Here is a 22769-nt window from a genome sequence, read left to right on the forward strand (position 1 = left end):
GGCGTGGGAGCCTGGCCGCGACCGGGGGAGAGGCGGGATAGTGAGCCAGATCACCCCCGCCGTCTCGAGGAGCCTGAACATGGCTGGAACAACCGCCGGTCCCGCACCGTCACCGAAGAAGGACCGCACCCACTATCTCTACATCGCGGTGATCGCCGCGGTGGTGCTCGGCATCCTGGTCGGGTTGATCGCCCCGTCGTTCGCGGTGGAGCTGAAGCCGATCGGCACCGCGTTCGTGAACCTGATCAAGATGATGATCCAGCCGATCATCTTCTGCACCCTGGTGATCGGCGTCGGCTCGGTCGCCAGCGCCGCGAAGGTCGGCAGGGTCGGCGGTCTCGCGCTGCTCTACTTCATCGTGATGTCCACGGTCGCCCTGGCGATCGGTGTGGTCGTCGGCAACGTGATCGACCCGGGCAGCGGCCTCCAGCTCGACCCGGAGTCCTCCAAGGCCGGCCAGGACGCGGCCGCGGAGGGTCACGCCAGCACCACCGACTTCCTGCTCGGCATCATCCCGACAAGCCTGTTCTCGGCGCTGACCTCCGGCGAGGTGCTGCAGACGCTGCTCGTCGCGCTGCTCATCGGGTTCGCGCTGCAGCGGATGGGCGAGTCGGGCAAGCCGATCCTCAACGTCGTCGTGTGGGCCCAGAAGCTGATCTTCCGGGTGCTGGCGATGATCATGTGGGTGGCCCCGATCGGTGCCTTCGGTGCCATCGCCGGTGTCGTGGGCGAGACCGGCGTCGACGCGCTGAAGAGCCTCGCGGTGATCATGATCGCCTTCTACATCACCTGTGCGCTGTTCGTGTTCGTGGTGCTCGGTGCGCTGCTGAAGCTGGCCACCGGCGTCAACCTGTTCAAGCTCCTGCGCTACCTGGCGCGTGAGTTCCTGCTGATCCTCTCGACCTCCTCGAGCGAGTCGGCGCTGCCGCGCCTGATCGCGAAGATGGAGCACGCCGGAGTCGACCAGGCCACCGTCGGTGTCGTGGTCCCGACCGGCTACTCGTTCAACCTGGACGGCACCGCGATCTACCTGACGATGGCCTCGATCTTCATCGCCGACGCGATGGGCGACCCGCTGAGCATCGGCGAGCAGATCAGCCTGCTGCTGTTCATGATGATCGCCTCCAAGGGCGCCGCCGGTGTCACCGGCGCCGGCCTCGCCACCCTCGCGGGCGGGCTCCAGTCCCACCGCCCGGAGATGGTCGACGGCGTCGGTCTCATCGTCGGTATCGACCGGTTCATGTCCGAGGCCCGTGCGCTGACCAACTTCGCCGGCAACTCGGTCGCCACCGTGCTCGTGGGTCACTGGACCAAGACCGTGGACCGCGATCAGCTCGACCGTGTTCTGGCTGGTCAGGACCCGTTCGACGAGACCACCATGGTCGACGACCACGCCGCGCCACCGCCGCCGGCGGCGGAGGGCGAGAAGACCCCGGTCTAGATCCAGGAGTAGCCGACCTCGGGCCGGCCGCCGCTGGGACCGTAACGGACCCCGCGCGCGGCCAGGCCCTTGTCGGCAAGATGCTCGAGGTAGCGACGAGCGGTCACGCGCGACGCCCCGACCACTGCGGCGACCTCGCTCGCGGACAGGTCGCGCTCGGCCTCGCGCAGCGCGGCCGTCACGGCGCGCAGCGTCTCCGCGCTCATGCCCTTGGGCAGGGGCGTGCTCCCGGTGGGGCGCAGCGACCCCAGCAGCTGGTCGACCTCGTCCTGGACGACCTCCTCGGGGGCGGCCTCGAGCCGAGCCCGGTAGTCGGCGTACTGCTCGAGCTTGGCCCGGAACGTCGCGAACGTGAACGGCTTGAGCAGGTAGAGCACCACGCCCTGCACGACGGCCTGCCGCACCACCTTCGTGTCCCGCGCCGCCGTCACCGCGATCACGTCGCACAGATGTCCGGCCGTACGCAGCCTGTTGAGCAGCCCGAGCCCGTGACCGTCGGGCAGGTTCATGTCGAGCAGGATGAGATCGACCGGAGCACCGGCGTCGCGGGCCGCATCGAGCGCCCGGACCGTCTCGCGCGCCGACCGCGCGATCCCGGCGAGGGCGAAGCCCGGGACCCTCCCGACGTACGCCGCATGGGCCTCGGCAGCCAGCGCCTCGTCCTCCACCACCAGCACCCGGACACTCATGCCGCCACCTCCGTCGCAAGGGTGACCGTGAACTCGGCACCGCCGAGGTGCGAGCGGCCCACGACGACCTCGCCGCCGTGGCGCCGCGCGACCTGGACGACCAGCGCGAGGCCGAGGCCGCGACCGGTGCCGGGCTCGGCCTTGGTCGTCCAGCCGCGGTCGAGCACGCGCGCCGAGGCGGCGTCGTCCAGGCCGGGACCGCTGTCGCCCACGAGCACCGTGAGGGTGTGGTCGTCACCGGTGAGGCGCACCTCGACCTGACGCGACTCCAGGCCGGAGACGGCGTCGAAGGCGTTGTCGACCAGGTTGCCCAGCACGGTCACCAGGTCGCGGGGCGGGATGCCCGTGCCCGGCGGCAGCTCGCCGACGATACGGAACTCGACGCCCTGCTCGGCGGCCTCGGCCGACTTCCCGAGCAGGAGCGCCGCGACGACCGGGTCCTCCACCGCGCCGACGACCTGGTCGGTGAGGAGCTGGGCGACCTGCAGCTCCTCGGTGGCGAACTCCACCGCCTCCGAGGACCGGCCCATCTCGATGAGCGACACCACGGTGTGCAGCCGGTTGGCCGCCTCGTGGTTCTGCGACCGGAGGGACTCGGTGAGCCGGCGTACGACGTCGAGCTCACCGGTCACCGAACGCAGCTCGGTGTGGTCGCGCAGGGTCACCACCGAGCCGACGTCGCGGCCGTCCCACCGGGCCGGTGCCGCGGAGACGACGAGGATCCGCTCGCCGGCCAGGTAGAGGTCGTCGGACTCGGCGGTGCGGCCGCGGGCGGCGGCCACCAGGCCGGGCGCCAGGTCGAGATCCTCGATGCGGGTGCCGACCACGTCGTCGGGCAGCGCCAGCAGCCGCCGCGCCTCGTCGTTGACGAGCTGGACCCGTCCCTCGCCGTCGAGCAGGAGCAGACCCTCGCGGACCGAGTGGAGGACGGCGGAGTAGTACTCGTACATCCGGGCCAGCTCGTGCTCGCCCAGGCCGTGGGTCAGCCGGTGCAGGCGCCGGCTCAGCAGCCAGGCGCCGGCCAGCCCGGCGACCAGGACGAGCCCGCCGCAGAGCAGCACGATCCCGACGTCGCGCTTGAGTCCGCGGTTGATGTCGCTGACCGTGATGCCGACGGAGACGAGCGCGACGATCTCCTCGCCGTCCTCGACCGGGACCACCGCACGGACCGAGGGGCCGAGCGTCCCGGTGTACTGCTGGGTGAAGACGTCGCCCTCGGGCGCACCGCCGAGGTCGCCGACGAACTTCCCGCCGATCTGGTCCGGGTCGGTGTGGGTGTAGCGGGTGCGATCCAGGTCCATCACCACGACGAAGTCGGTGTCGGTGTCGTGGCGGACCTCCTCGGTCCAGGGCTGGAGGGTCGCCGTCGGGTCATCGCCGCGCAGCGCCGTACGCACGGTGGGGGAGTCGGCGACGGTCTGGGCCACGGCGACCGCGCGCTGGGTGGCTCGGCTGTAGGAGTCGCGGCGGGCGTCGTAGGAGGCCATCAGGATGCCGGTGACGACGAGCAGCAGCACCGTGCCGAACTGGAGGAGCAGCACCTGCTGAGCCACCGGACGATCGCGGATGGCGCGGGAGCGGAGCGGTCGGACACGGGGCACCACCTCATTCTCACCCACCCCGGTGGCACCGATGTGATGGCGGCCACGAACACAACGAACACAACCGTGACGGTCGTCACTTTCTGCCGCAGAGTTGCCGAGGTTGCCCCAGAGGGGCGCGGACACATACCGGACCAGGAGGAACGATGAGTACGACCACCACAGGGACACCACCTACGAAGGACCGGACCCACTATCTCTACATCGCGGTGATCGCCGCGGTGGTGCTCGGCATCCTGGTCGGGTTGATCGCGCCCGGCTTCGCGGTCGAGCTGAAGCCGATCGGCACCGCGTTCGTGAACCTGATCAAGATGATGATCCAGCCGATCATCTTCTGCACCTTGGTGATCGGCGTCGGCTCGGTCGCCAACGCGGCCAAGGTCGGCAAGGTCGGTGGCCTGGCGCTGATCTACTTCATCGTGATGTCCACGGTCGCCCTGGCGATCGGTGTGGTCGTCGGCAACATCATCGACCCCGGCACCGGCCTCCAGCTCAGCTCGGACGCGTCCCAGGCCGGCCAGGACGCCGCCGCCGGTGGCCACGCGAGCACGACGGACTTCCTCCTCAGCATCATCCCGACCTCGCTCTTCGCCTCGCTCACCTCCGGTGTCGTGCTGCAGACCCTGCTCGTCGCCCTGCTGGTCGGCTTCGCGCTGCAGCGGATGGGGGAGTCGGGCAAGCCGATCCTCAACGCCATCACCTGGATCCAGAAGCTGATCTTCCGGGTGCTGGCGATGATCATGTGGGCCGCCCCGATCGGTGCCTTCGGTGCGATCGCCGGTGTCGTGGGCGAGACCGGCGTCGACGCGCTGAAGAGCCTCGCGGTGATCATGATCGCCTTCTACATCACCTGCGCGATCTTCGTCTTCGTCATCCTGGGCGTGCTGCTGAAGCTGGCCACCGGGGTCAACCTGTTCAAGCTGCTCAAGTACCTCGCCCGCGAGTTCCTGCTCATCCTCTCCACCAGCTCCTCGGAGTCCGCCCTCCCGCGCCTGATCGCGAAGATGGAGCACGCCGGGGTCGAGAAGGCGACCGTCGGCGTGGTCGTCCCGACGGGCTACTCGTTCAACCTGGACGGCACCGCGATCTACCTGACGATGGCGTCGATCTTCATCGCCGATGCGATGGGTGACCCGCTGAGCATCGGCGAGCAGGTCGGTCTGCTGCTGTTCATGATGATCGCCTCCAAGGGCGCCGCCGGTGTCACCGGTGCCGGCCTCGCCACCCTGGCCGGTGGGCTCCAGTCGCACCGTCCGGAGATGGTCGACGGCGTGGGCCTGATCGTCGGCATCGACCGGTTCATGTCCGAGGCCCGTGCGCTGACCAACTTCGCCGGCAACTCGGTCGCCACCGTGCTGGTCGGCCATTGGACCAAGACCGTCGACTACGCCCAGCTGAACCGTGTTCTGGCTGGTCAGGACCCGTTCGACGAGACCACGATGGTCGACGACCACGCCACCACCCCGCCCGCGGCGGAGGGCGAGAAGGCGCTCGTCTAGACCCCACGAGACCAGGCCGTACGCAGCTCACCCGAGACGCTGCGTACGGCTTGTTGTCATCTGTTCCGGTAGAGGATGCGCGCCAGCTCGAACGGCGCGGTGCGCCAGGACCCGATCGGCTCGTCGTCGAGCCCGATCCGGCCGAGCGCGGCGACGATCCAGGAGAACGCGAAGCAGCCGATGCCGGCGACGGTCCAGATCCCGACCGAACGCCACGTCAGTCCTCCGCCGAAGGTCCGGAAGATGCCGATCACGGCTGCGATCAGGGCGATCGCGCCGATCAGCCAGAAGAGGATCGAGCAGATGGCGGCGGCCAGCCGGCCGGCCACGGCCAACGGGTCGCGGGGAGGCTGGTGGTGGGGCCCCGGGGGCCCGTGCTGGGGAGAGCGGGGATAGTTCATTTGGGCGCTGATTCTGGCGTACCTCGGCCTCCGGAGCCACTCGCCGCTGGCGGGTCTCCGTGGCGCCTGAGTGTCTGACAGGTATGGTCCTGCGCGTTCTCGGGTGAATGTTCGACAATTTGTCCGGGACATCGATGGACCGTAGCGACTAGTGTTACGGAGATCACATAACGAGGCGCTGCCTCGTGGACCCGACGCGGCCTGCGTGGCACGACTCCGTGGATCAAACGACGATGGAGGGTGCAATTCCAATGCACGTGCGCAAGTGGCAAATCGGAGCAGTAGCCGTAGGTCTGCTCGCCGTGACCGGCTGTGGTGTGCCGGGTGGCGGCGGCAGCAACGATGCCGGCGATACCGAAGAGGGCGACGGCAGCATCCAGATCCTCGGTGCCATCCCCGAGGGCGAGGCCGTGGGCCTCAATGCGGCGCTCAAGACCTTTACCGACGAGACGGGGATCAAGGTCACCTACACCCCGTCCACCGACTTCACGACCGAGATCCGCACCAAGGTCAACGGAAACGATGCCCCCGACATCGCGCTCTTCCCGCAGCCCGGTCTGGTGGGTGACCTGACCGAGTCGGGTGACACGCTTCCGCTCGACGACCTCATCGACGTCGACAAGCTCGACGACACGATGATCCCGGGCCTGATGGACTCGGTCGAGATCGACGACAAGACCTACGGCGTCCCGATCCGGGTCTCGATGAAGTCGCTGGTCTGGACCCCGAAGAACTTCGAGGAGTCCGGCTACAAGACCCCCACGACCTGGGACGAGCTGATGTCGCTCCAGGACGACATCATCGCCAAGGGCCAGACCCCGTGGTGCTTCGGTGCCGAGGCCGGCGCCGACACCGGCTGGGTCTACACCGACTGGGTCGAGGAGATCGTCCTGCGCCAGGAGGGCCCGGAGTTCTACGACGACTGGGTCAACCACGAGGTCCCGTTCAACGACCCGAAGATCGTTCAGGCGATCGAGACCATGGGCGACATCATCAACAAGCCGAAGAACGTACGCGGCGGGGCCGACGGCACGCTGAGCGAGCCCTTCGGTGACTCGCCCCTGCCGCTGTTCACCGACCCGCCGGGCTGCGAGATGCACCGCCAGGCGAACTTCATCACGACCTTCTTCCCGAAGGACGTCCAGCAGGACCTGGCCGGCAACGTCAGCGTCTTCGCGCTCCCGGGCAACATGGAGGGCGGCTTCGACGGCACTCCGGTGCTCGGCGGCGGTGACATGGCGACCGCCTTCACCAACGACACCGACGTGGTCGAGCTGATGGAGTTCTTCGCGTCTCCCGACTTCGGTGCCGAGTGGGCCAAGGCCGGCGGCTGGCTCTCGCCGAGCACCGAGTTCGACAACTCCAACTACGCCGACCCGATGTTCGGGGAGATCGCGACCCTGCTGCAGGACGCCGACACCTTCCGCTTCGACGGGTCGGACCTGATGCCCGCGCAGGTCGGCGCCGGCACGTTCTGGAGCGAGATGAACGCCTACGTCGGAGGTGAGAAGAGCGCTCAGGAGGCTGCCGACGCGATCGAGGAGAGCTGGCGAGGATGAGCGATGATCCTTTCCTGAAGATCGTCAACGGCCTGGTCGCGATCGTCCTGGGGGTCGGCGGCATGGCCGCGATCTACTGGGTGCTCAACTTCCTGGTGGGGCTGCTCCCCGGCAAGTGGGACAGGCGGATCAAGCCGTACGTCTTCGTCGGCCCGGCCGTTCTGGTGGTCACGGTCTTCCTGATCTACCCGGCCCTGATGACGGTGATCTTCAGCTTCGCCGATGCCAACAGCATCAACTGGGTGGGCTTCCAGAACTACACCGACCTGTTCCAGGACAAGGAGTTCCTCGGCACGTTGTTCAACAACCTGCTGTGGATCCTCATCGTCCCGGCGGGCAGCGTCATCGTCGGCCTGCTCGTGGCGGTGCTGGCCGACCGGCTCAAGGCGCTGCCGGAGCGGATCGCGAAGTCGGTCATCTTCATGCCGATGGCGATCAGCTTCGTCGGGGCGAGCACGATCTGGGGATTCGTCTACGCGACCCGGTTCGCGCAGGGGGACAAGCAGATCGGGCTCCTCTCGGCGATCTCGACCAGCCTCGGTTTCGAGCCGGTCGCCTGGCTCCGGATCCAGACCGGCAGCCTCAACGACCTGCTCCTGATCGTCATCATGGTCTGGCTGCAGGCCGGGTTCGCGATGGTGCTGCTCTCCTCGGCGATCAAGGGGGTCCCCGACGACACCGTCGAGGCCGCCCGCATCGACGGGGCCAGCGAGGTCCAGATCTTCTTCAAGGTCGTCGTGCCGCAGATCTGGCCGACGGTGATCGTGGTCTTCGTGACCATCCTCATCCTGGTCCTGAAGGTCTTCGACATCGTCTACGTCATGACCGGTGGTCGGTCCGGCACCTCGGTGCTGGCCAACACCTTCTTCGTCGAGCTCTTCGAGTTCGGTGACGCCGGCCGGGCGGCGGCGGTCGTGGTCGTCCTGATGATCGCCGTGATCCCGGTGATGATCTACCAGATGCGCCAGTTCAAGAAGCAGGAGGCCCGCTGATGAGGCAGTTGACCCTGGGCGGCCTCGCTGTCCGCGTCGCCATCATCCTGTTGTGCGTCCTCTGGTTCATCCCGACCCTCGGGCTGCTGGTCTCGTCGTTCCGCGACGAGGCCGACGTCAAGACGTCGGGCTGGTGGACGGTCGTCACCGACCCGTTCTCCCAGTGGACGCTGGACAGCTACTCCCAGGTCCTCGAGAGCGGGATGGCCAACGCCTTCGTGAACTCGATCGTCGTCTCCGTCCCCGCGACGGTGCTGCCGATCATGATCGCTGCGTTCGCTGCGTACGCGTTCACGTTCATGCGGTTCTGGGGGCGCAACGTGCTGTTCATGCTGATCGTCGGGCTGTTGGTCGTGCCTCTGCAGGTGGCCTTCGTCCCGCTGCTCAACCTGTTCAGCGACTACGACCTCAACGGCACCTTCCTCGCGGTGTGGCTGGCCCACACCGGGTTCGGGATGCCGCTGGCGGTCTACATCCTGCGCAACTACATGTCGAGCCTGCCGCACGAGATCATCGAGTCGGCCGAGATCGACGGGGCGTCCCACTTCCAGACCTTCTGGAGACTGATCGTGCCGATGTCGGTGCCCGCGCTGGCGGCGTTCGCGATCTTCCAGTTCCTCTGGGTCTGGAACGACCTCCTCGTCGCGCTGATCTTCCTCGGGGCGGGTGACAACGAGGTCGTCACGATCACGCTGCGTGACCTGATCGGCGACAAGGGCCAGGAGTGGCACCTGCTCACCGCGGGTGCGTTCATCACCATGACGGTGCCGCTGCTCGTGTTCTTCTCGCTGCAGCGCTACTTCGTCCGTGGACTCACCGCTGGGTCCGTGAAGGGCTGAGCTCCGTCCGCGCACGGCGGGCGTCATGTCTCCCTCGGGGGCGTGGCGCCCGCCGCGCCGTTCGTCCAGGCGACGACGCGACCGCTACAGCGTCGGTGTCGCCCGCTGCACGACGGCCTTCTGGTCGCCGCCCGCGAGCATGCCGTACGTCCCGCCGTGCCCGGAGAGCCGGCTGGCGCAGAAGATGTCGGCGACCTCCTCGGGGCCGTACCGGACCAGGAGGCTGCCCTGGAGGAGCGCGGCCATGCTGCCGGCCAGGCGCCTCGCGGAGCGCTCCAGCTCCTCCGGGCTGCCCATGGACTCGCCCAGCAGGGCGAGAGTGGAGTCGACGGCCCGGTCGTAGCGCCGGTCGGCACCCTTGGCGCTGCCCACCTCGGTGATCCAGGCGTCGAGGACCGAGGGCTCGCGCTGGATCGCGCGCAGGACGTCGAGGGCGTTGACGTTGCCGGAGCCCTCCCAGACCGAGTTGAGCGGGGACTCGCGGAAGAGCAGGGGCATCACCGACTCCTCGACGTAGCCGTTGCCGCCCAGGCACTCCAGCGCCTCCGCCACGTGGGCGGGGGTGCGCTTGCAGACCCAGAACTTCGCCAGCGGCAGGCCGATGCGGCGCAGGGCCTGCTCGTGCAGGTCGTCCGGACGGTCGACCGCCGCGGCCAGGCGCATCGCCAGCGCGGTGGCCGCCTCGGACTCGACGGCCAGGTCGGCGACCACGTTCTGCATCAGCGGCTTGTCGGCCAGCGTGCCGCCGAAGGCGGAGCGGTGGGCGACGTGCCAGCTCGCCTCGGCCACGGCGCGGCGCATCAGCGCGGCCGAGCCCAGCACGCAGTCGAGGCGGGTGGCGGCGACCATCTCGATGATGGTGCGTACGCCACGCCCCTCCGCGCCGAGCCGGTAGGCCGTCGTGCCGCGGAGCTCGAGCTCCGCGCTGGCGTTGGAGCGGTTGCCGAGCTTGTCCTTGAGCCGCACCACGTCCAGGCGGTTGCGCTCGCCTCCGAGCAGGACCCGGGGGAGCAGGAAGCAGGTGAGGCCGTCGGGCGCCTGGGCCAGCACCAGGAAGACGTCGTTCATCGGGGCCGAGGTGAACCACTTGTGCCCGTGCAGCTCGTAGACGTCGCCACCCATGGGCCAGGCCTCGGTGACGTTCTGGCGTACGTCGGAGCCACCCTGCTTCTCGGTCATCCCCATGCCCGCCAGGGCGCCGAGCTTCTCCGCGGGGTCGCGCAGGCCGAAGTCGTAGATCGTGGAGGCGAGCCTGGGCACCCACTCCGCGGCGAGGGACTCGTCGGCGCGCAGCGCGGGGACCGCGGCGTACGTCATGGAGATGGGGCACAGGTGGCCCGGCTCGGTCTGGGACCAGGCCAGGAACCCGGCGGCGCGGCGTACGTGGGCGTGTCCAGCCCCATCGCCCGCACCCGCCGGCGCCCACGGCGCCGCGGCCAGTCCGTGGCCCACGGCCCTCTCCATCAGCCAGTGCCAGGAGGGGTGGAAGGAGACCTCGTCGATCCGGTTGCCGTAGCGGTCGTAGGGGACCAGCTCGGGGTGGAAGCGGTTGGCGAGGCGCCCGTGCTCCTGCGCCTCGGCGCTGCCGGCCTCGGCACCCAGCGAGACCAGCGAGTCGAGGGTCTCCTCGTCGGCATGGCGCAGCACCGCCGCCGAGAGGGCGGCGTCGCCGGTGACTACGTTGTGACCGGCGAGCGGCGGAGCCTGGTTGGTGACACGACGGATGTCGGAGGCACTCATACGAGAGACGATAGAGGCTGGGCTATAGGGTCGGGACGTGTCCGAGACAAGCGCATACGCCCCCAGGTGGGCCGGGGTCGAGCAGGTCGCTCTTCCGGAGACGGTGCGGTCGCCGTGGTGGCAGCTCGGGCGCCGGCTGCTGGCCGCGATGGCGATCCTGGTCGGCACGGTCCTGCTGGTCTATCTCGACCGCGGCGCCTACGCCGACAACAACGATCCCACGGGCCGGATCAGCCTGATGGACGCGATCTACTACACGACCGTCACGCTGAGCACGACCGGCTACGGCGACATCGCGCCGGTCGCCGACCATGCCCGGATGATCAACGCGTTCATCATCACGCCGGCTCGCATCGCGTTCCTGGTGCTGCTGATCGGCACCACCCTCGAGGTCCTCACCAAGCAGGGCCGTGACCTCATCCGAGTCGCTCGCTGGAGGAAGAAGATGTCTCAGCACATCGTCGTCGTGGGCTACGGCACCAAGGGCCGCAGCGCGGTCGAGACGCTGCTCAGCAACGGTGCCGACCCCGAGGAGTTCGTCGTCGTCGACCCCGACCCGGTGGCCCGCTCGGACGCCCACTCGGACGGGATCGCGGTCGTCACCGGCGACGCGACCCGCCGCGAGGTGCTGATGCGGGCCGGGGTCAAGGACGCCGAGCAGGTCATCATCACCACCAACCGCGACGACTCCAACGTGCTCACCATCCTGACGGTGCGGCAGATCAACCCCCAGGCGTGGATCGTCGCCGCGGCGCGGGAGCGCGAGAACGCGCCGCTGATGAAGCAGTCGGGCGCCGACTCGGTGATCACCTCCGCCGACGCGGTCGGCCGGCTGATGGGTCTGTCCACCATCTCTCCGACCCTCGGCTCGGTCATGGAGGACCTGCTCAACTCCGGTATCGGGCTGGAGGTCGCCGAGCGCGACCTGCTGGTCAACGAGGTCGGCAAGCAGCCGCAGCAGCTCGCCGACCAGGTGATCGCGGTCGTACGCGACGAGAAGGTCTTCCGCTACTTCGACCCGGTCGTCGGCACCCTGTCGCGAGGGGACCGGCTGGTCGTCGTGCGCGCCGCGAAGGAGCTGCCCTGGGCGCCGCGGCCGGGCACGCACGGCGAGGACACGGCTGAGGCGTAGTCGCCCGCAGAAGACCCGGCAAAAACAGAAGTCAGCCGCTGGCGTCTCGGGTCACCAGCGGCTGACATGGAAAACAGTAGCCGACGATCTGGCGTGCATCAAAGAGTTGAACTGCAGTTTTATGAAGATGGCCCGGATGGGCTATGCCCCGTAGTTAGTAGGCAGAGCGTCCGAGGCGGTGGCGCGTGGCGGTTTCGACGGTGGATGTCGTGCCTGGGATGATGGACGCATGACCGAGGCGCCCCACAGCCCCGGGTCTGCCGATGAGCAGCCGGGCCTGTCCGAGAACGAGAAGCGACTGCTCGACTTCGAGCGCTCCTGGTGGTCGGCAGGCACTGGCCGCGACGAGGCCGTCCGGGAGCAGCTGGGGATGAGCGCTGCCGACTACCACCGTGCCGTCAACGATCTGATCGACAAGCCCGAGGCGCTCGCCTACGACGGCGTCCTGGTGCGCCGCCTGCGCCGCCAGCGGGACGCGCGACGTACGCAGCGCTCGAAGAACCCGCGTCAGTAGCCTTGCCGGACTACTTTCCATGGTCCGTCGGAATCATTTGCACACTTTTGCATTGCAGGTGCTTGCATAGCCGCGGATCTGTCGGCTAACGTTCTTCTTGTCAGCCGCTGGTGACCCGAGACGCCAGCGGCTGACTTCTATTTCGGGCCATCTCCGGGCCATCTCCGGGCCCGCCGTGGCAGGCGACCGCCTCCGGCTCGGCGCACGAAACTGACGCATCCGACATGTGCCCATGGGTATTCATATGTTGTCGTAAATGCGACTCGCTGCAGTGCGCGATCGTGAGGCAGCAAGCGCATTGACCGGCTCCGCGGCCGATCGCCAGTGTCCACTGGTCAACATCGGCTGCTCCGCCTCGGCGGGGCCGGCTCAAGGAGAGTCTGCGTGAACAACAGACGCGTAGCGCAGGGCCTGACCATGGCCCTCATCTCGGCAGTGGCCGCCATCAGCATGCCCACAGGCGTGCAGGCGGCCAGCGACCCCAAGCCCGCGAAGGGCACCGTCACATCCCAGGAGACCGACGACGGCCGCGCGGTCGTCAGCGGCAAGCAGGCGAAGAGCAGGGCGGAGCGGTCGGCCGCCGCCTTCGTCGCCGCCGATCCCGAGGTGCTGAAGCTCGGCGCCGCCGACGAGGCGGTCAGGCTGACGACGTACCAGTCCTCCGGGCTGCAGTACGTCTCCTACGACCGCACCCACCAGGGCCTGCGCGTCGTCGGCGGAGACTTCGTCGTCGCCGCCGACGCCGAGGGCAACCTGCTGGGCACCTCGGTCGCCCAGGACGCACCCGTCAAGGTGTCCACCACGACGCCTGCCATCACCGAGGCGAAGGCACGGACGGTCGCCAAGGGCCAGGTGACCAAGCCGGCCGTCGAGTCCACCGAGCTGGTCATCGTCCAGGGCGAGGCCGGGTCGGACCTGGCGTACGAGACGATCGTGACCGGCACCCGCGCGGGCGAGCCGTCGCGGCTGTCCGTCTTCGTCGACGCCGCCACCGGCAAGGTGCTCTCCACCAAGGAGCACGTCGTCGAGGGCACCGGCAGCTCGGGCTACTCCGGGACCGTCTCGATCCAGACGCAGCTCTCCGGATCCACCTACTCCCTGACCGACCCGTCGGCCACCACCCTCAAGTGCCAGAACTCCTCCGGCAACGTGACCTACACCGGCACCGACGACTCCTGGGGCAACGGCGACCCGACCAACCGGGAGACCGGCTGTGTCGACGCCTTCTACGCCGCGCAGCAGGAGAAGGGCATGCTCACCTCGTGGCTGGGGCGCTCGGGCATGGACGGCTCGGGCGGCTGGCTGCCGGTCCGCGTCGGCCTCAACGACGTGAACGCCTACTACGACGGCACCCAGGTGCAGATCGGCCACTCGCAGTCCGGCTCGCGCTGGATCGGCTCGCTCGACGTCGTCGCGCACGAGTTCGGCCACGGCATCGACGACCACACCCCGGGTGGGATCTCGGGTGGCAACACCCAGGAGTTCGTCGCGGACACCTTCGGTGCGGCGACCGAGTGGTACGACAACCAGACCGCCAACGACACCCCCGACTACCTCGTCGGCGAGGAGATCGACCTGGTGGGCAACGGACCGATCCGCAACATGTACAACCCCTCGCTGGCCGGTGACGACAACTGCTACTCGTCCTCGACGCCCAACGACGAGGTCCACGCCGCGGCCGGACCGGGCAACCACTGGTTCTACCTGCTCGCCGAGGGGTCCAACCCGACCAACGGCCAGCCGGCCTCGCCGACCTGCAACGGGTCCACCGTCACCGGTGTCGGGATCCAGAAGGCGATGAAGATCATGTACAACGCGATGCTGCTGAAGACCTCGTCGTCGTCGTACCTGAAGTACCGCACCTGGACGCTCACCGCGGCCAAGAACCTGTACGGCACCACGACCTGCACCGAGTTCAACGCGGTCAAGGCCGCCTGGAACGCCGTCTCGGTCCCGGCCCAGACCGGTGACCCGACCTGCACGCCCGGTGGCGGCACCGGCTCGGTCACGGTGACCTCGCCGGGCTCCAAGACCGGAACGGTCGGCACCGCGATCTCGTCCTTCGCGGTCTCGGCCTCCGGTGGCACCTCGCCCTACACCTACACCGCGACCGGTCTTCCCGCCGGAGTCTCGATCTCGTCCTCGGGCACCGTCTCGGGTACGCCGACCACGGCCGGCACCTATACGCCGACCGTCACCGCGACCGACTCGACCGGTGCGACCGGCTCGGTGCAGTTCACCTTCACCGTCTCCGGGACCGGTGGGGGCACCTGCTCGGGCCAGAAGCTGACCAACCCGGGCTTCGAGTCCGGCACGACCGGCTGGACCGCCTCCTCGGGCGTGATCGACAGCTCGACGGGCGCGCCGGCGCACTCGGGGTCGTACAAGGCCTGGCTGAACGGCTACGGCAGCACCCACACCGACTCGCTCTCGCAGTCGGTCACCATCCCGGCGGGGTGTGCGGCCACGCTGACGTTCTGGCTCTACGTCGACTCCGATGAGACGACCACGACCTCGGCGTACGACAAGCTGACGGTCAAGGCCGGGTCCACCACCCTGGCCACCTACTCCAACCTGAACAAGGGTTCGGGCTATGTCCAGAAGTCGCTGAGCCTCAACGGCCAGGCGGGGTCGACGGTCACCCTCACCTTCACCGGTACGGAGGACTCCTCCCTCGGGACGAGCTTCCTGATCGACGACACGGCGGTGAACCTGTCGTAGGCGTCAACGCACGGCGCCCCGCTCCCGATCGGGAGCGGGGCGCCGTCGCGTGCGTCGTGGATCAGTCGCTCTCGCGCGCGGTGAGGATGAGCGGCCCGTCCTCGGTGATCGCGACGGTGTGCTCCATGTGGGCGCCGCGGGAGCCGTCGGCGCTGCGCAGGGTCCAGCCGTCGGGGTCGGTGAAGATCTCGTCGGTGGTGTGCAGGAACCACGGCTCGATCGCGATCACGAGACCGGGCTGCAGCTTGAAGCCCCGGCCGGGGCGGCCGTCGTTGGCGATGTGCGGGTCGCCGTGCATCGTGCGGCCGACGCCGTGGCCGCCGAACTGGGTGTTGATCTTGAGGCCCTTGGCGCGAGCGACGCTGGCGATCGCGTGGGAGATGTCGCCGACCTTGTTGCCGACGCGGGCGGCGTCGATGCCTGCGGCGAGCGCCTGCGTGGTGGTCTCGATCAGGTCGAGGTCCTCCTGGCGGGGCGTGCCGACGACGACGGAGAGGGCCGAGTCGGCGACCCAGCCGTCGACGCTCGCGGCGAAGTCGACGCTGAGCAGGTCGCCGTCCTGCAGCTTGTAGTCGAAGGGCAGGCCGTGGAGCACGCCGTCGTTGACCGAGGTGCAGAGCACCTTGCCGAACGGCATCGCGCCGAAGCTCGGGTGGTAGTCGATGTAGCACGACTCCGCGCCGCGGTCCTTGATCATCTTGTGCGCCAGCTCGTCGAGCTCGAGCAGGTTCACACCCACGGCGGCGTGCTCGCGGAGTGCGGTCAGGACATCGGCCACGAATCGGCCGGCGGGCTTCATCTGCTCGATCTGGGTCGGCGTGCGCAGTTCGATCACAGGCACAGCGTAGCCTGAGAACGGTTCTCAGTAGAACTCAGCAGGGCCTCGCTTCCGCCTCAGCAGCGAGCATCGCGCAGCGCGGCCGCCTTCGACGTCAGGAAGCGGCGCTCGGCGAGGTTGGTGGCGCGCACCGACGCCAGCTCGTACGCAGCCGCAGCACCGTCCAGGTCACCGGCGAGCTCGAGCAGATGAGCGCGCACCGCGGGCACCCGCGGATGGTCGGCGAAGCCGGCGTCCCCGTTCTCGGCACAGCTGCGCAGGAGGTCGTCGAGGAGCGCCAGCGCGGGGCCCGGACCGTCGGCGTAGCCGACCGCGACGGCCTTGTTGAGGGTCACGATCGGTCCGGGCGCGACCTTCTCCAGCAGCCCGTAGAGCGCACTGATCTGCAGCCAGTCGGTCTCCTCCGCGGAGGCCGCCCGGTTGTGGAGCGCGGCGATGGCGGCCTGGATCTGGTAGGTCCCCGGCCGTCCGGTGCCGATGACGGCGTCGACCAGCGCGACGCCCTCGCGGGTGGCCTCGGGCCGCCACCGGCTCCGGTCCTGGTCGGCCAGCGGAACCACGGCGCCGTGGGCGTCGACCCGGGCGGGGCGACGCGCGTCGAGCAGCAGCATCAGCGCGAGCAGCCCACCGAGCTCGCCGTGGCCGGTCCCGGTCACCCGGGTGAGCGCGGTGCGGGCGAGCCGGGTGAGCCGGATGGCCTCGGCACACAGGTCGACCCGCTGCAGGCGGTCGCCCTCGGTCGCGACGTACCCCTCGTTGAAGAGCAGGTAGAGCACCTTCAGCATCGCCGGGATCCGCGCGGCGAGGTCGGCGGTGCCGTCGATCCCGAGCGACCGGCCCTTGATCGTGGCCTTCGCCCGGGAGATCCGCTGCGCCATCGTCTTCTCCGGGACGAGGTAGGCGTGCGCGATCTCCCGGGTGGTGAGCCCGCCGACCGCCCGCAGGGTCAGCGCCACCGCCGAGGCCGGGGTGAGGCTGGGATGGCAGCAGAGCAGGAGTACGTCCAGGGAGTCGTCGACCGCCGACGACGTCTCCTGCCCCTCGGGCTCGGCGAGGTGGTCGGCATGCTCGCGGTCACGCCGGCGCGACTCGCTGCGCTTGGCGTCGACGAGACGGCGCATCGCGGTGGTGACCAGCCAGCCCCGCGGCTGCTCGGGCACGCCGCGCTCCGGCCAGGTGCGTACGGCCTCGATCAACGCCTCCTGGACGGCGTCCTCGGCAGCGTCGAAGTCGCCCGAGCGCCGGGTCACGATGGCGACGACCTGCGGCGTGAGGTCACGCAGCAGGTCCTGCGGAATCGCCTCGGTCACTCGATGTTCGCCTCGCCGAAGGCGATGGTGTCGTCGACCGAGGAGCCGTCGGTGCCGTGGTACATCCGGCGCACCTGGATCGGCTGCTCGATCGGCCGCCCGCCCGGGCCCGGAGCGGCGGAGTAGAGACCGGCGATCTCCAGCGCACGCTCCTGGGTCTCGGCGTCGATGATCATGTAGCCGGCGACCCACTCCTTGAACTCCTGGAACGGCCCGTCGGTGACGGTCCTGTCGGCGCCGTCGGAGGTCACCACGAACGCCTGGTCGGGCGGTGTCAGCGCCTCGACGTGCACCAGCTCGCCGGACTCGGTCAGCGCCTTGTTGAGGGCTTCGTAGTAGCTCATGTGGCCCTGCACCTCCTCCGGCTTCCACCCGGCCATCCCGCCGGGGGTCTCGTCGGTGCCGGCTTGGTAGTCGAGGATCATCAGGTAGCGAGGCATGTCCTCACCCTTCCACTTCGGGCGCTTCTTGTAAGCGCCATTCACGAGGGGAACGGAGCCGGCCGTCGGATAACTACATGCTTCGGCGAATCCTTTCGGCGTAGGTTTCTCGCCGTGCTGAAGGCCTATGACGAACAGTTGCGAACCGATGCCGAGACTCCCGGGGCGGTGTCGGTGACCCGGCACGGGCCGCTGCGGCTGATCACCTTCGACGCGGGCCGCGGGTTCATCTCCTACCAGGACCTCGGCGGGGCCGACGAGGCCGGGATCGAGGCGCTGGTCGCGGCGGCGGTCGCGCACTTCGAGGCCGACCCGACGATCGAGGAGGTCGAGTGGAAGACCCGCGGCCACGATGTCGCTCCCGGGCTGCACGAGACCCTGCTCCGGCACGGCTTCGAGCCGGAGGAGCCGGAGTCGATCATGATCGGCGAGGCCCGGCTGCTCGCCGTCGACGTGCCGCTGCCCGACGGGATCGTCCTGCGCCCGATCACGAGCGCGGAGGACGTACGCGCCGCCGGCATCATGCAGGACGGCGTCTTCGGGTCACCGACCTCCGCGGGACGCCTGGACGACGTGGTGCGTCGGATCGCGGCGGGGGAGTGCGAGATGTGGGTCGCCGAGGCGGACGGCGAGATCGTCAGCGCCGGCCGGATCGACCCGGTCCCGAGCACCGAGTTCGCCGGCATCTGGGGCGGCGCGACGCTGCCGGAGTGGCGGGGCCGGGGCATCTACCGCGCCCTGACCGCCGCCCGCGCCCGCACCGCCATCGCCCGGGGCAAGCGCTACATCCACAGCGACTCGACCGAGTTCTCCCGGCCGATCCTGGAGCGCTCGGGGCTGGTGAAGGTCGGCACCACGACGCCCTACGTCCGGCGCTTCGGCTGATCGGGCTGATCAAGCGCCCTTCGGGGCCAGCCGGCGGATCGGGTCGCCGGCCAGCCAGGCGGCGATGTCCTCGACGGCGCCGCCGTAGAAGCGACGGTAGTTGTCCTCGGTGACGTAGCCGAGGTGCGGGGTGGCGACCACGTTCGGGAGGTGCCGCAGCACGTCGTCGGCGGGCAGCGGCTCCACGTCGTAGACGTCCAGGCCGACGCCGGCGATCGTGCCGGAGCGGAGATGGGCGACCAGCGCCTCGGTGTCGACCAGCCCGGCCCGGGAGGTGTTCACCAGGTAGGCGGTCGGCTTCATCGAGGCCAGGTCGGCGTGCCCGACGATGTGCTGGGTGGCCTCGGAGAGGACGAGATGGAGCGAGACGACGTCGCTGGTCTCGAAGAGCGTGTGTTTCTCGACGGCCCGCACCCCGAGCGGCTCGGCCCGCTCGGCGGTGAGGTGAGGGCTCCAGGCGACCACGTCCATCCCGAACGCCTGCCCCACGGCCGCGACCCGGGAGCCGATCTTGCCGAGCCCGAGCAGCCCGAGGGTGCGGCCGTGGAGGTCGCTCCCGACGGTCCGCTGCCAGGTGTGGCCGGTCGCCTCGGTCACGAGGTGGCGGGTCAGCGCGTGGATGAGCGCCCAGGTCAGCTCGACCGGAGGATGCGGGCTCGACGGCGTGCCGCACACGGCGATGCCCAGCCGGGTCGCGGCGGCCAGGTCGATCGAGGCGTTGCGCATCCCGGTCGTGACCAGCAGCCTCAGGGCCGGCAGCCGCTCCAGGACACCAGCTGGGAACGGCGTACGCTCCCGCATCGCCACCACGATCTCGACCCCGTCGAGCGCCCGGACCAGAGCGTCCGGTGCGAGGTGCTCGGTCACGGAGGTGACCTCGACGCCGTCGAGGGAGTCCCACGCGGCGTACGTCTGGGCCACGTCCTGATAGTCGTCGAGAATCACGCAGCGCACGACCGCAACCTATCGGGTGGGTGGGGTTCTGCTGTGGGCAGATCTGCCTGCGGCGGATTCGCTTTCGCACGGCCCCGGGGTCGGTCAGAGTCGAGGATATGACCCAGACACCCATCACCGCCGGGCCGCTCGACGAGCAGCTGACGGCGCGGCTGCAGAACCAGCGGATCATCGTGCTCGGCCAGGAGGTGGACGACGCGATCGCCAACCGGATCTGCGCCCAGCTGCTCCTTCTCAGCGCCGAGGACCCGCACCGCGACATCTCCCTCTACATCAACTCGCCCGGCGGCTCGGTGACGGCCGGGATGGCGATCTACGACGTGATGCACCTGATCCCCAACGACGTCTCCACGCTCGGCATGGGGATGGCGGCCAGCATGGGCCAGTTCCTGCTGACCGCGGGCACCCCGGGGAAGCGCTACGTGCTGCCGCACACCGAGGTGCTGCTGCACAAGGGCTCGGCGGGTATCGGCGGCTCCGCGGCCGACATCGAGGTGCAGGCCGCGCGGCTGGCGCGGATGACCCAGCAGATGCTCGAGATCACCGCCGCCCACACCGGCCAGAGCGTCGAGCAGATCGACCAGGACTCGCTGCGCGACCGCTGGTTCACCGCCGAGGAGGCGCGCGACTACGGCTTCGTGGACGAGGTGCTCAACGACGTGCAGTCGGTGACGCCGGTCCAGCAGCGGTCGGTCGCCTTCGGGCTGTCGGCGGCCGGGGGTGCGCGATGAGCTCCTACACGATCCCGTCGGTCGTCGAGAAGACCCCGCGTGGCGAGCGGGCGCTCGACGTCTACAGCCGCCTGCTCTCCGACCGGATCGTCTATCTCGGTACGCCGATCGACGACGGTGTCGCCAACGTGGTGATCGCGCAGCTCATCCACCTGGAGTCGGACGCGCCGGACACGCAGATCGAGCTCTATCTCAACTCCCCGGGCGGCGACCCGACCGCGATGTTCGGCATCTACGACACGATGCAGTTCCTGCGCTCGCCGGTCGCGACCACGTGCGTGGGCCAGGCGGCGGGTTCGGCCGCGGTGCTGCTGGCCGCGGGGGACCCGGGGCGGCGTACGGTCCTCCCGCACGCGCGGGTCGTGCTGCAGCAGCCGGGCCAGGACGGTCAGCGGGGCGATGTCACCGACCTGCAGGTCGCGGCGAAGGAGATCGGCCGGCTGCGGGCCGAGATGGACACGCTGCTGGCGCGCCACAGCGGCCGCAGCGCCGAGGAGATCCACGCCGACACCGAGCGCGATCTCGTCCTCGGGGCCGAGGAGGCGGTGGCGTACGGGCTGGCCGATGCCGTGCTGGAGAGCCGCAAGCTCACCTCGGTCTGAGAGGTGACCGGGTAGGTCGGGTCAGGCGGCGAGGGCCATCGGACCGGTCGGGCGGGCGCCCGCGCGCAGCGTGCGGGTGACCCGCTCGGTCAGGTCGACCAGACCCAGGCCGAGCGCACCACCGACGGCCTCGAGCACCTCGGAGCTGGGCTCCTTGCGGCCGCGCTCGATCTCGGAGAGATACTGCGTCGAGACACCGGCATCGCCGGCGACGTCGGCGAGCGTACGTTCCTGGCGGGATCGCTCCTCGCGGATCACCTGGCCGGCGGCCTCACGCCACAACGGCGCCGCTTTGTCGTCGTCCGGCAGCGCATGGCCGGGAAACCTGATCACTTCGCCCATGACAACACCCTAGCGCTGCGTACGAGGCCCGAGCGGGCCGTTCGCGCCGGGCGAACACGCCCCTTACCAGGGGTTATATCGGTCGAACGATAGATGACGGGGACTTGCCAGCGAGCTCCGACACCCCGATAGTGGTCGCACAGTTTCGATCTTTGTGGGTCTACTGTGCACGACCAGAGAACTTGTCGAGTCGTTGGTATCACGGGGGAATCGTGTTGCATCGCAAGCAGATCGCCTTGGCCGGAATGGCAACGGGACTGGCCATGACGAGCATCGGGATCGGTGGCCTGATCGTCGGCAACGCCGGGGCCGAGGAGCCGGGCCACAGCTACGCCGCGGGGGAGGAGTCGGGGGTCGACCTGATCTCTCCGGTCTCCCCGGTCGCGCCGCTGGAGAAGAAGCCGACCACGCCGACGGAGAGCGAGCCGCGCAGCTCGGCTCCTGGGAGCGAGGCGCCCGAGGCGACCGAGACGACGGTCCCGGCGAGCCCGCGCTCGGTCGAGGAGTCCACCGGGGAGTCGACGTCGCCGCTTCCGGCGCGGCCCACGCAGATTCCGTCGGAGGTGCGGCCCTCCAGCCGTCCGAGCCCGACGGCGTCGCCGAGCGAGTCCCCGAGCGAGTCGCCGAGCCAGAGCCCCAGCGAGACCCCGAGCGACACCGCCTCGCCGTCGCCGAGCGAGCCGGCGACCGAGGAGCCGGACCCCTCGGACACGCCCACCGACTGATCCCGGCTCCCGACTGTCGGTCGGCGATGCCCCGGGGAGGGTAACGCCCGAGGCATCACTGCCCTACGCTGTGCGCCACACCATGCGCGGGGCGGGTACAGGGAGTCGAGTTGCAGAGCAAGCAGGTCGCCGTGGCAGGCATCCTGACCGGCGCGGTCATGACCGGCCTCGGGGTGGTCGTGCTCCTCGCCGGGCTGGCGGAGGCCGAACGGCCCGACCGTGACCCGGTCACCGGATACGAGGACGTCGGGAACGCCTATCCCGACGTCGACCCGTTGCCGCCGATGCCTTCCGCCGGCCTGTCTCAGCGCCCCTCGGCGGGCACCTCGGCCGGTCCTGGCGCGGTGGGGCACGGTGACGGCGAGTCGGTCGGGCCGCGGAGGCCCGGACCGACCGTGACCGAGGACCCGCGCGTCCCGACGGTGCCCCGCGAGCCGGAGGAGCCGGTCGAGACCGGAGGCTCGACGCCCACCTCCGGCCCCACGGGTTCGGTCGAGCCGGAGCCGACCACCGAGCCGACCGAGTCCGCCGACCCGACGTCGGAGCCGACGCCGACGGAGACGGCGACCCCGACCACGGAGCCGTAGCCGGTCGTCCCGGTCACCAGCCCCTGTCGCGCCACTCGGCGAGATGGGGGCGCTCGGCGCCGAGGGTGGAGTCGTCGCCGTGGCCCGGGTAGAACCAGGTGTCGTCGGGGAGGGTGGCGAAGATGCGCTGCTCGACGTCGTCGAGCAGCTGGGTGAAACGTACGGGATCCTGCTGGGTGTTGCCGACGCCGCCGGGGAATACGAAGAGTTCTGGACGGGTAATATGG

Annotated in this window: 22 protein-coding genes and 1 pseudogene; 12 read left to right on the plus strand and 11 right to left on the minus strand. The window is 69.5% G+C overall.

The annotated features are described in order from the left end of the window. Positions 1-79: 79 nt before the first annotated feature. A complete protein-coding gene (locus HD557_RS09575) occupies positions 80-1441 on the plus strand; it encodes a cation:dicarboxylate symporter family transporter (RefSeq protein WP_196873722.1) in 1362 nt (453 codons plus the stop codon). Here HD557_RS09575 and HD557_RS09580 read toward each other — a convergent pair. Next, positions 1438-2130, minus strand: a complete 693-nt coding sequence (locus HD557_RS09580; protein WP_008357223.1) for a response regulator — start codon at positions 2128-2130, stop codon at positions 1438-1440. The two genes, HD557_RS09575 and HD557_RS09580, sit on opposite strands and share 4 nt — an antisense overlap. Beyond that, the gene (locus HD557_RS09585; protein ID WP_307785578.1) at positions 2127-3731 is read right to left on the minus strand and encodes a sensor histidine kinase; all 1605 of its coding nucleotides are present in this window, start codon (positions 3729-3731) and stop codon (positions 2127-2129) included. The genes HD557_RS09580 and HD557_RS09585 overlap by 4 nt, the downstream gene beginning before the upstream one ends. 146 nt (positions 3732-3877) lie before the next feature. Between HD557_RS09585 and HD557_RS09590 the strand changes: the two genes are divergently transcribed. Beyond that, the gene (locus HD557_RS09590) at positions 3878-5230 is read left to right on the plus strand and encodes a cation:dicarboxylate symporter family transporter (protein ID WP_196873724.1); all 1353 of its coding nucleotides are present in this window, start codon (positions 3878-3880) and stop codon (positions 5228-5230) included. Between the two features lie 56 nt (positions 5231-5286). On the opposite strand, the gene HD557_RS09595 is transcribed toward HD557_RS09590, so the two are convergent. Further along, positions 5287-5631: a hypothetical protein gene (locus HD557_RS09595; protein WP_196873725.1), complete on the minus strand. Its 345-nt coding sequence runs from the start codon at positions 5629-5631 to the stop codon at positions 5287-5289. Between the two features lie 257 nt (positions 5632-5888). Here HD557_RS09595 and HD557_RS09600 point away from each other — a divergent pair, with 257 nt between their 5' ends. The 3 genes from HD557_RS09600 to HD557_RS09610 are packed head-to-tail and all read left to right on the plus strand — an operon-like array spanning position 5889 to position 9021. Then, complete coding sequence (locus tag HD557_RS09600; protein WP_196873726.1) at positions 5889-7190, plus strand: ABC transporter substrate-binding protein; 1302 nt, start codon at positions 5889-5891, stop codon at positions 7188-7190. Continuing rightward, a complete protein-coding gene (locus tag HD557_RS09605; protein ID WP_008357214.1) occupies positions 7187-8182 on the plus strand; it encodes a carbohydrate ABC transporter permease in 996 nt (331 codons plus the stop codon). The genes HD557_RS09600 and HD557_RS09605 overlap by 4 nt, the downstream gene beginning before the upstream one ends. Next, positions 8182-9021: a carbohydrate ABC transporter permease gene (locus HD557_RS09610; protein ID WP_196873727.1), complete on the plus strand. Its 840-nt coding sequence runs from the start codon at positions 8182-8184 to the stop codon at positions 9019-9021. Before HD557_RS09605 ends, HD557_RS09610 begins: the two co-directional genes overlap by 1 nt. Positions 9022-9105: 84 nt before the next feature. Here HD557_RS09610 and HD557_RS09615 read toward each other — a convergent pair whose 3' ends face one another. Then, positions 9106-10761, minus strand: coding sequence for an acyl-CoA dehydrogenase family protein (locus HD557_RS09615; RefSeq protein WP_196873728.1), 1656 nt, complete (start codon positions 10759-10761; stop codon positions 9106-9108). 37 nt (positions 10762-10798) lie between these two features. Here HD557_RS09615 and HD557_RS09620 point away from each other — a divergent pair, with 37 nt between their 5' ends. The 3 genes from HD557_RS09620 to HD557_RS09630 all read left to right on the plus strand — a co-directional run bounded on the left by HD557_RS09620 (position 10799) and on the right by HD557_RS09630 (position 15128). Next, entirely contained in the window at positions 10799-11893 is a 1095-nt protein-coding gene (locus HD557_RS09620; protein ID WP_008357208.1) for a potassium channel family protein, read from the plus strand. Between the two features lie 229 nt (positions 11894-12122). Beyond that, complete coding sequence (locus tag HD557_RS09625) at positions 12123-12407, plus strand: DUF3263 domain-containing protein (RefSeq protein ID WP_008357206.1); 285 nt, start codon at positions 12123-12125, stop codon at positions 12405-12407. Between the two features lie 384 nt (positions 12408-12791). Further along, positions 12792-15128, plus strand: coding sequence for a M4 family metallopeptidase (locus HD557_RS09630; protein WP_307785579.1), 2337 nt, complete (start codon positions 12792-12794; stop codon positions 15126-15128). A 61-nt stretch (positions 15129-15189) separates the two neighbouring features. Here the strand turns inward: HD557_RS09630 and map are convergent, their stop codons facing one another. Genes map through HD557_RS09645 form a run of 3 tightly spaced genes read right to left on the minus strand, consistent with a single transcriptional unit; the run spans position 15190 to position 17716 of the window. Next, a complete protein-coding gene (gene map, locus HD557_RS09635; RefSeq protein ID WP_008357203.1) occupies positions 15190-15963 on the minus strand; it encodes a type I methionyl aminopeptidase in 774 nt (257 codons plus the stop codon). 59 nt (positions 15964-16022) lie between these two features. Continuing rightward, positions 16023-17276: an RNA polymerase sigma factor gene (locus HD557_RS09640; protein WP_196873729.1), complete on the minus strand. Its 1254-nt coding sequence runs from the start codon at positions 17274-17276 to the stop codon at positions 16023-16025. Next, positions 17273-17716, minus strand: a complete 444-nt coding sequence (locus HD557_RS09645; protein ID WP_040754983.1) for a YciI family protein — start codon at positions 17714-17716, stop codon at positions 17273-17275. Before HD557_RS09645 ends, HD557_RS09640 begins: the two co-directional genes overlap by 4 nt. A 114-nt stretch (positions 17717-17830) precedes the next feature. On the opposite strand from HD557_RS09645, the gene HD557_RS09650 reads away from it, so the two are divergent. Beyond that, positions 17831-18601, plus strand: coding sequence for a GNAT family N-acetyltransferase (locus HD557_RS09650; protein ID WP_196873730.1), 771 nt, complete (start codon positions 17831-17833; stop codon positions 18599-18601). A 9-nt stretch (positions 18602-18610) separates the two neighbouring features. Here the strand turns inward: HD557_RS09650 and HD557_RS09655 are convergent, their stop codons facing one another. Continuing rightward, entirely contained in the window at positions 18611-19555 is a 945-nt protein-coding gene (locus HD557_RS09655; protein WP_196873731.1) for a D-2-hydroxyacid dehydrogenase family protein, read from the minus strand. 98 nt (positions 19556-19653) lie between these two features. On the opposite strand from HD557_RS09655, the gene HD557_RS09660 reads away from it, so the two are divergent. Beyond that, positions 19654-20286, plus strand: a complete 633-nt coding sequence (locus HD557_RS09660; RefSeq protein WP_008357196.1) for a ClpP family protease — start codon at positions 19654-19656, stop codon at positions 20284-20286. Continuing rightward, positions 20283-20888 (plus strand): ClpP family protease, encoded by a 606-nt coding sequence (locus HD557_RS09665; protein ID WP_196873732.1) that lies wholly within the window; start codon positions 20283-20285, stop codon positions 20886-20888. The genes HD557_RS09660 and HD557_RS09665 overlap by 4 nt, the downstream gene beginning before the upstream one ends. Positions 20889-20909: 21 nt before the next feature. Here HD557_RS09665 and HD557_RS09670 read toward each other — a convergent pair whose 3' ends face one another. Together HD557_RS09670 and HD557_RS09675 are read right to left on the minus strand one after the other, a co-directional pair. Continuing rightward, positions 20910-21230, minus strand: coding sequence for a helix-turn-helix domain-containing protein (locus HD557_RS09670; RefSeq protein ID WP_196873733.1), 321 nt, complete (start codon positions 21228-21230; stop codon positions 20910-20912). Positions 21231-21558: 328 nt separating this feature from the next. Further along, the gene (locus HD557_RS09675) at positions 21559-21942 is read right to left on the minus strand and encodes a hypothetical protein (RefSeq protein ID WP_196873734.1); all 384 of its coding nucleotides are present in this window, start codon (positions 21940-21942) and stop codon (positions 21559-21561) included. Positions 21943-22065: 123 nt separating this feature from the next. Between HD557_RS09675 and HD557_RS09680 the strand changes: the two genes are divergently transcribed. Beyond that, entirely contained in the window at positions 22066-22542 is a 477-nt protein-coding gene (locus tag HD557_RS09680) for a hypothetical protein (protein ID WP_196873735.1), read from the plus strand. A gap of 13 nt (positions 22543-22555) precedes the next feature. Here HD557_RS09680 and HD557_RS28150 read toward each other — a convergent pair. Continuing rightward, positions 22556-22756 (minus strand): annotated as a pseudogene (locus HD557_RS28150) (MBL fold metallo-hydrolase); the annotation flags it as partial. Positions 22757-22769: the final 13 nt, after the last annotated feature.

Origin of the sequence: Nocardioides luteus (assembly GCF_015752315.1) — a bacterium.
In the GTDB taxonomy this organism is placed as follows: Bacteria; Actinomycetota; Actinomycetes; order Propionibacteriales; family Nocardioidaceae; genus Nocardioides.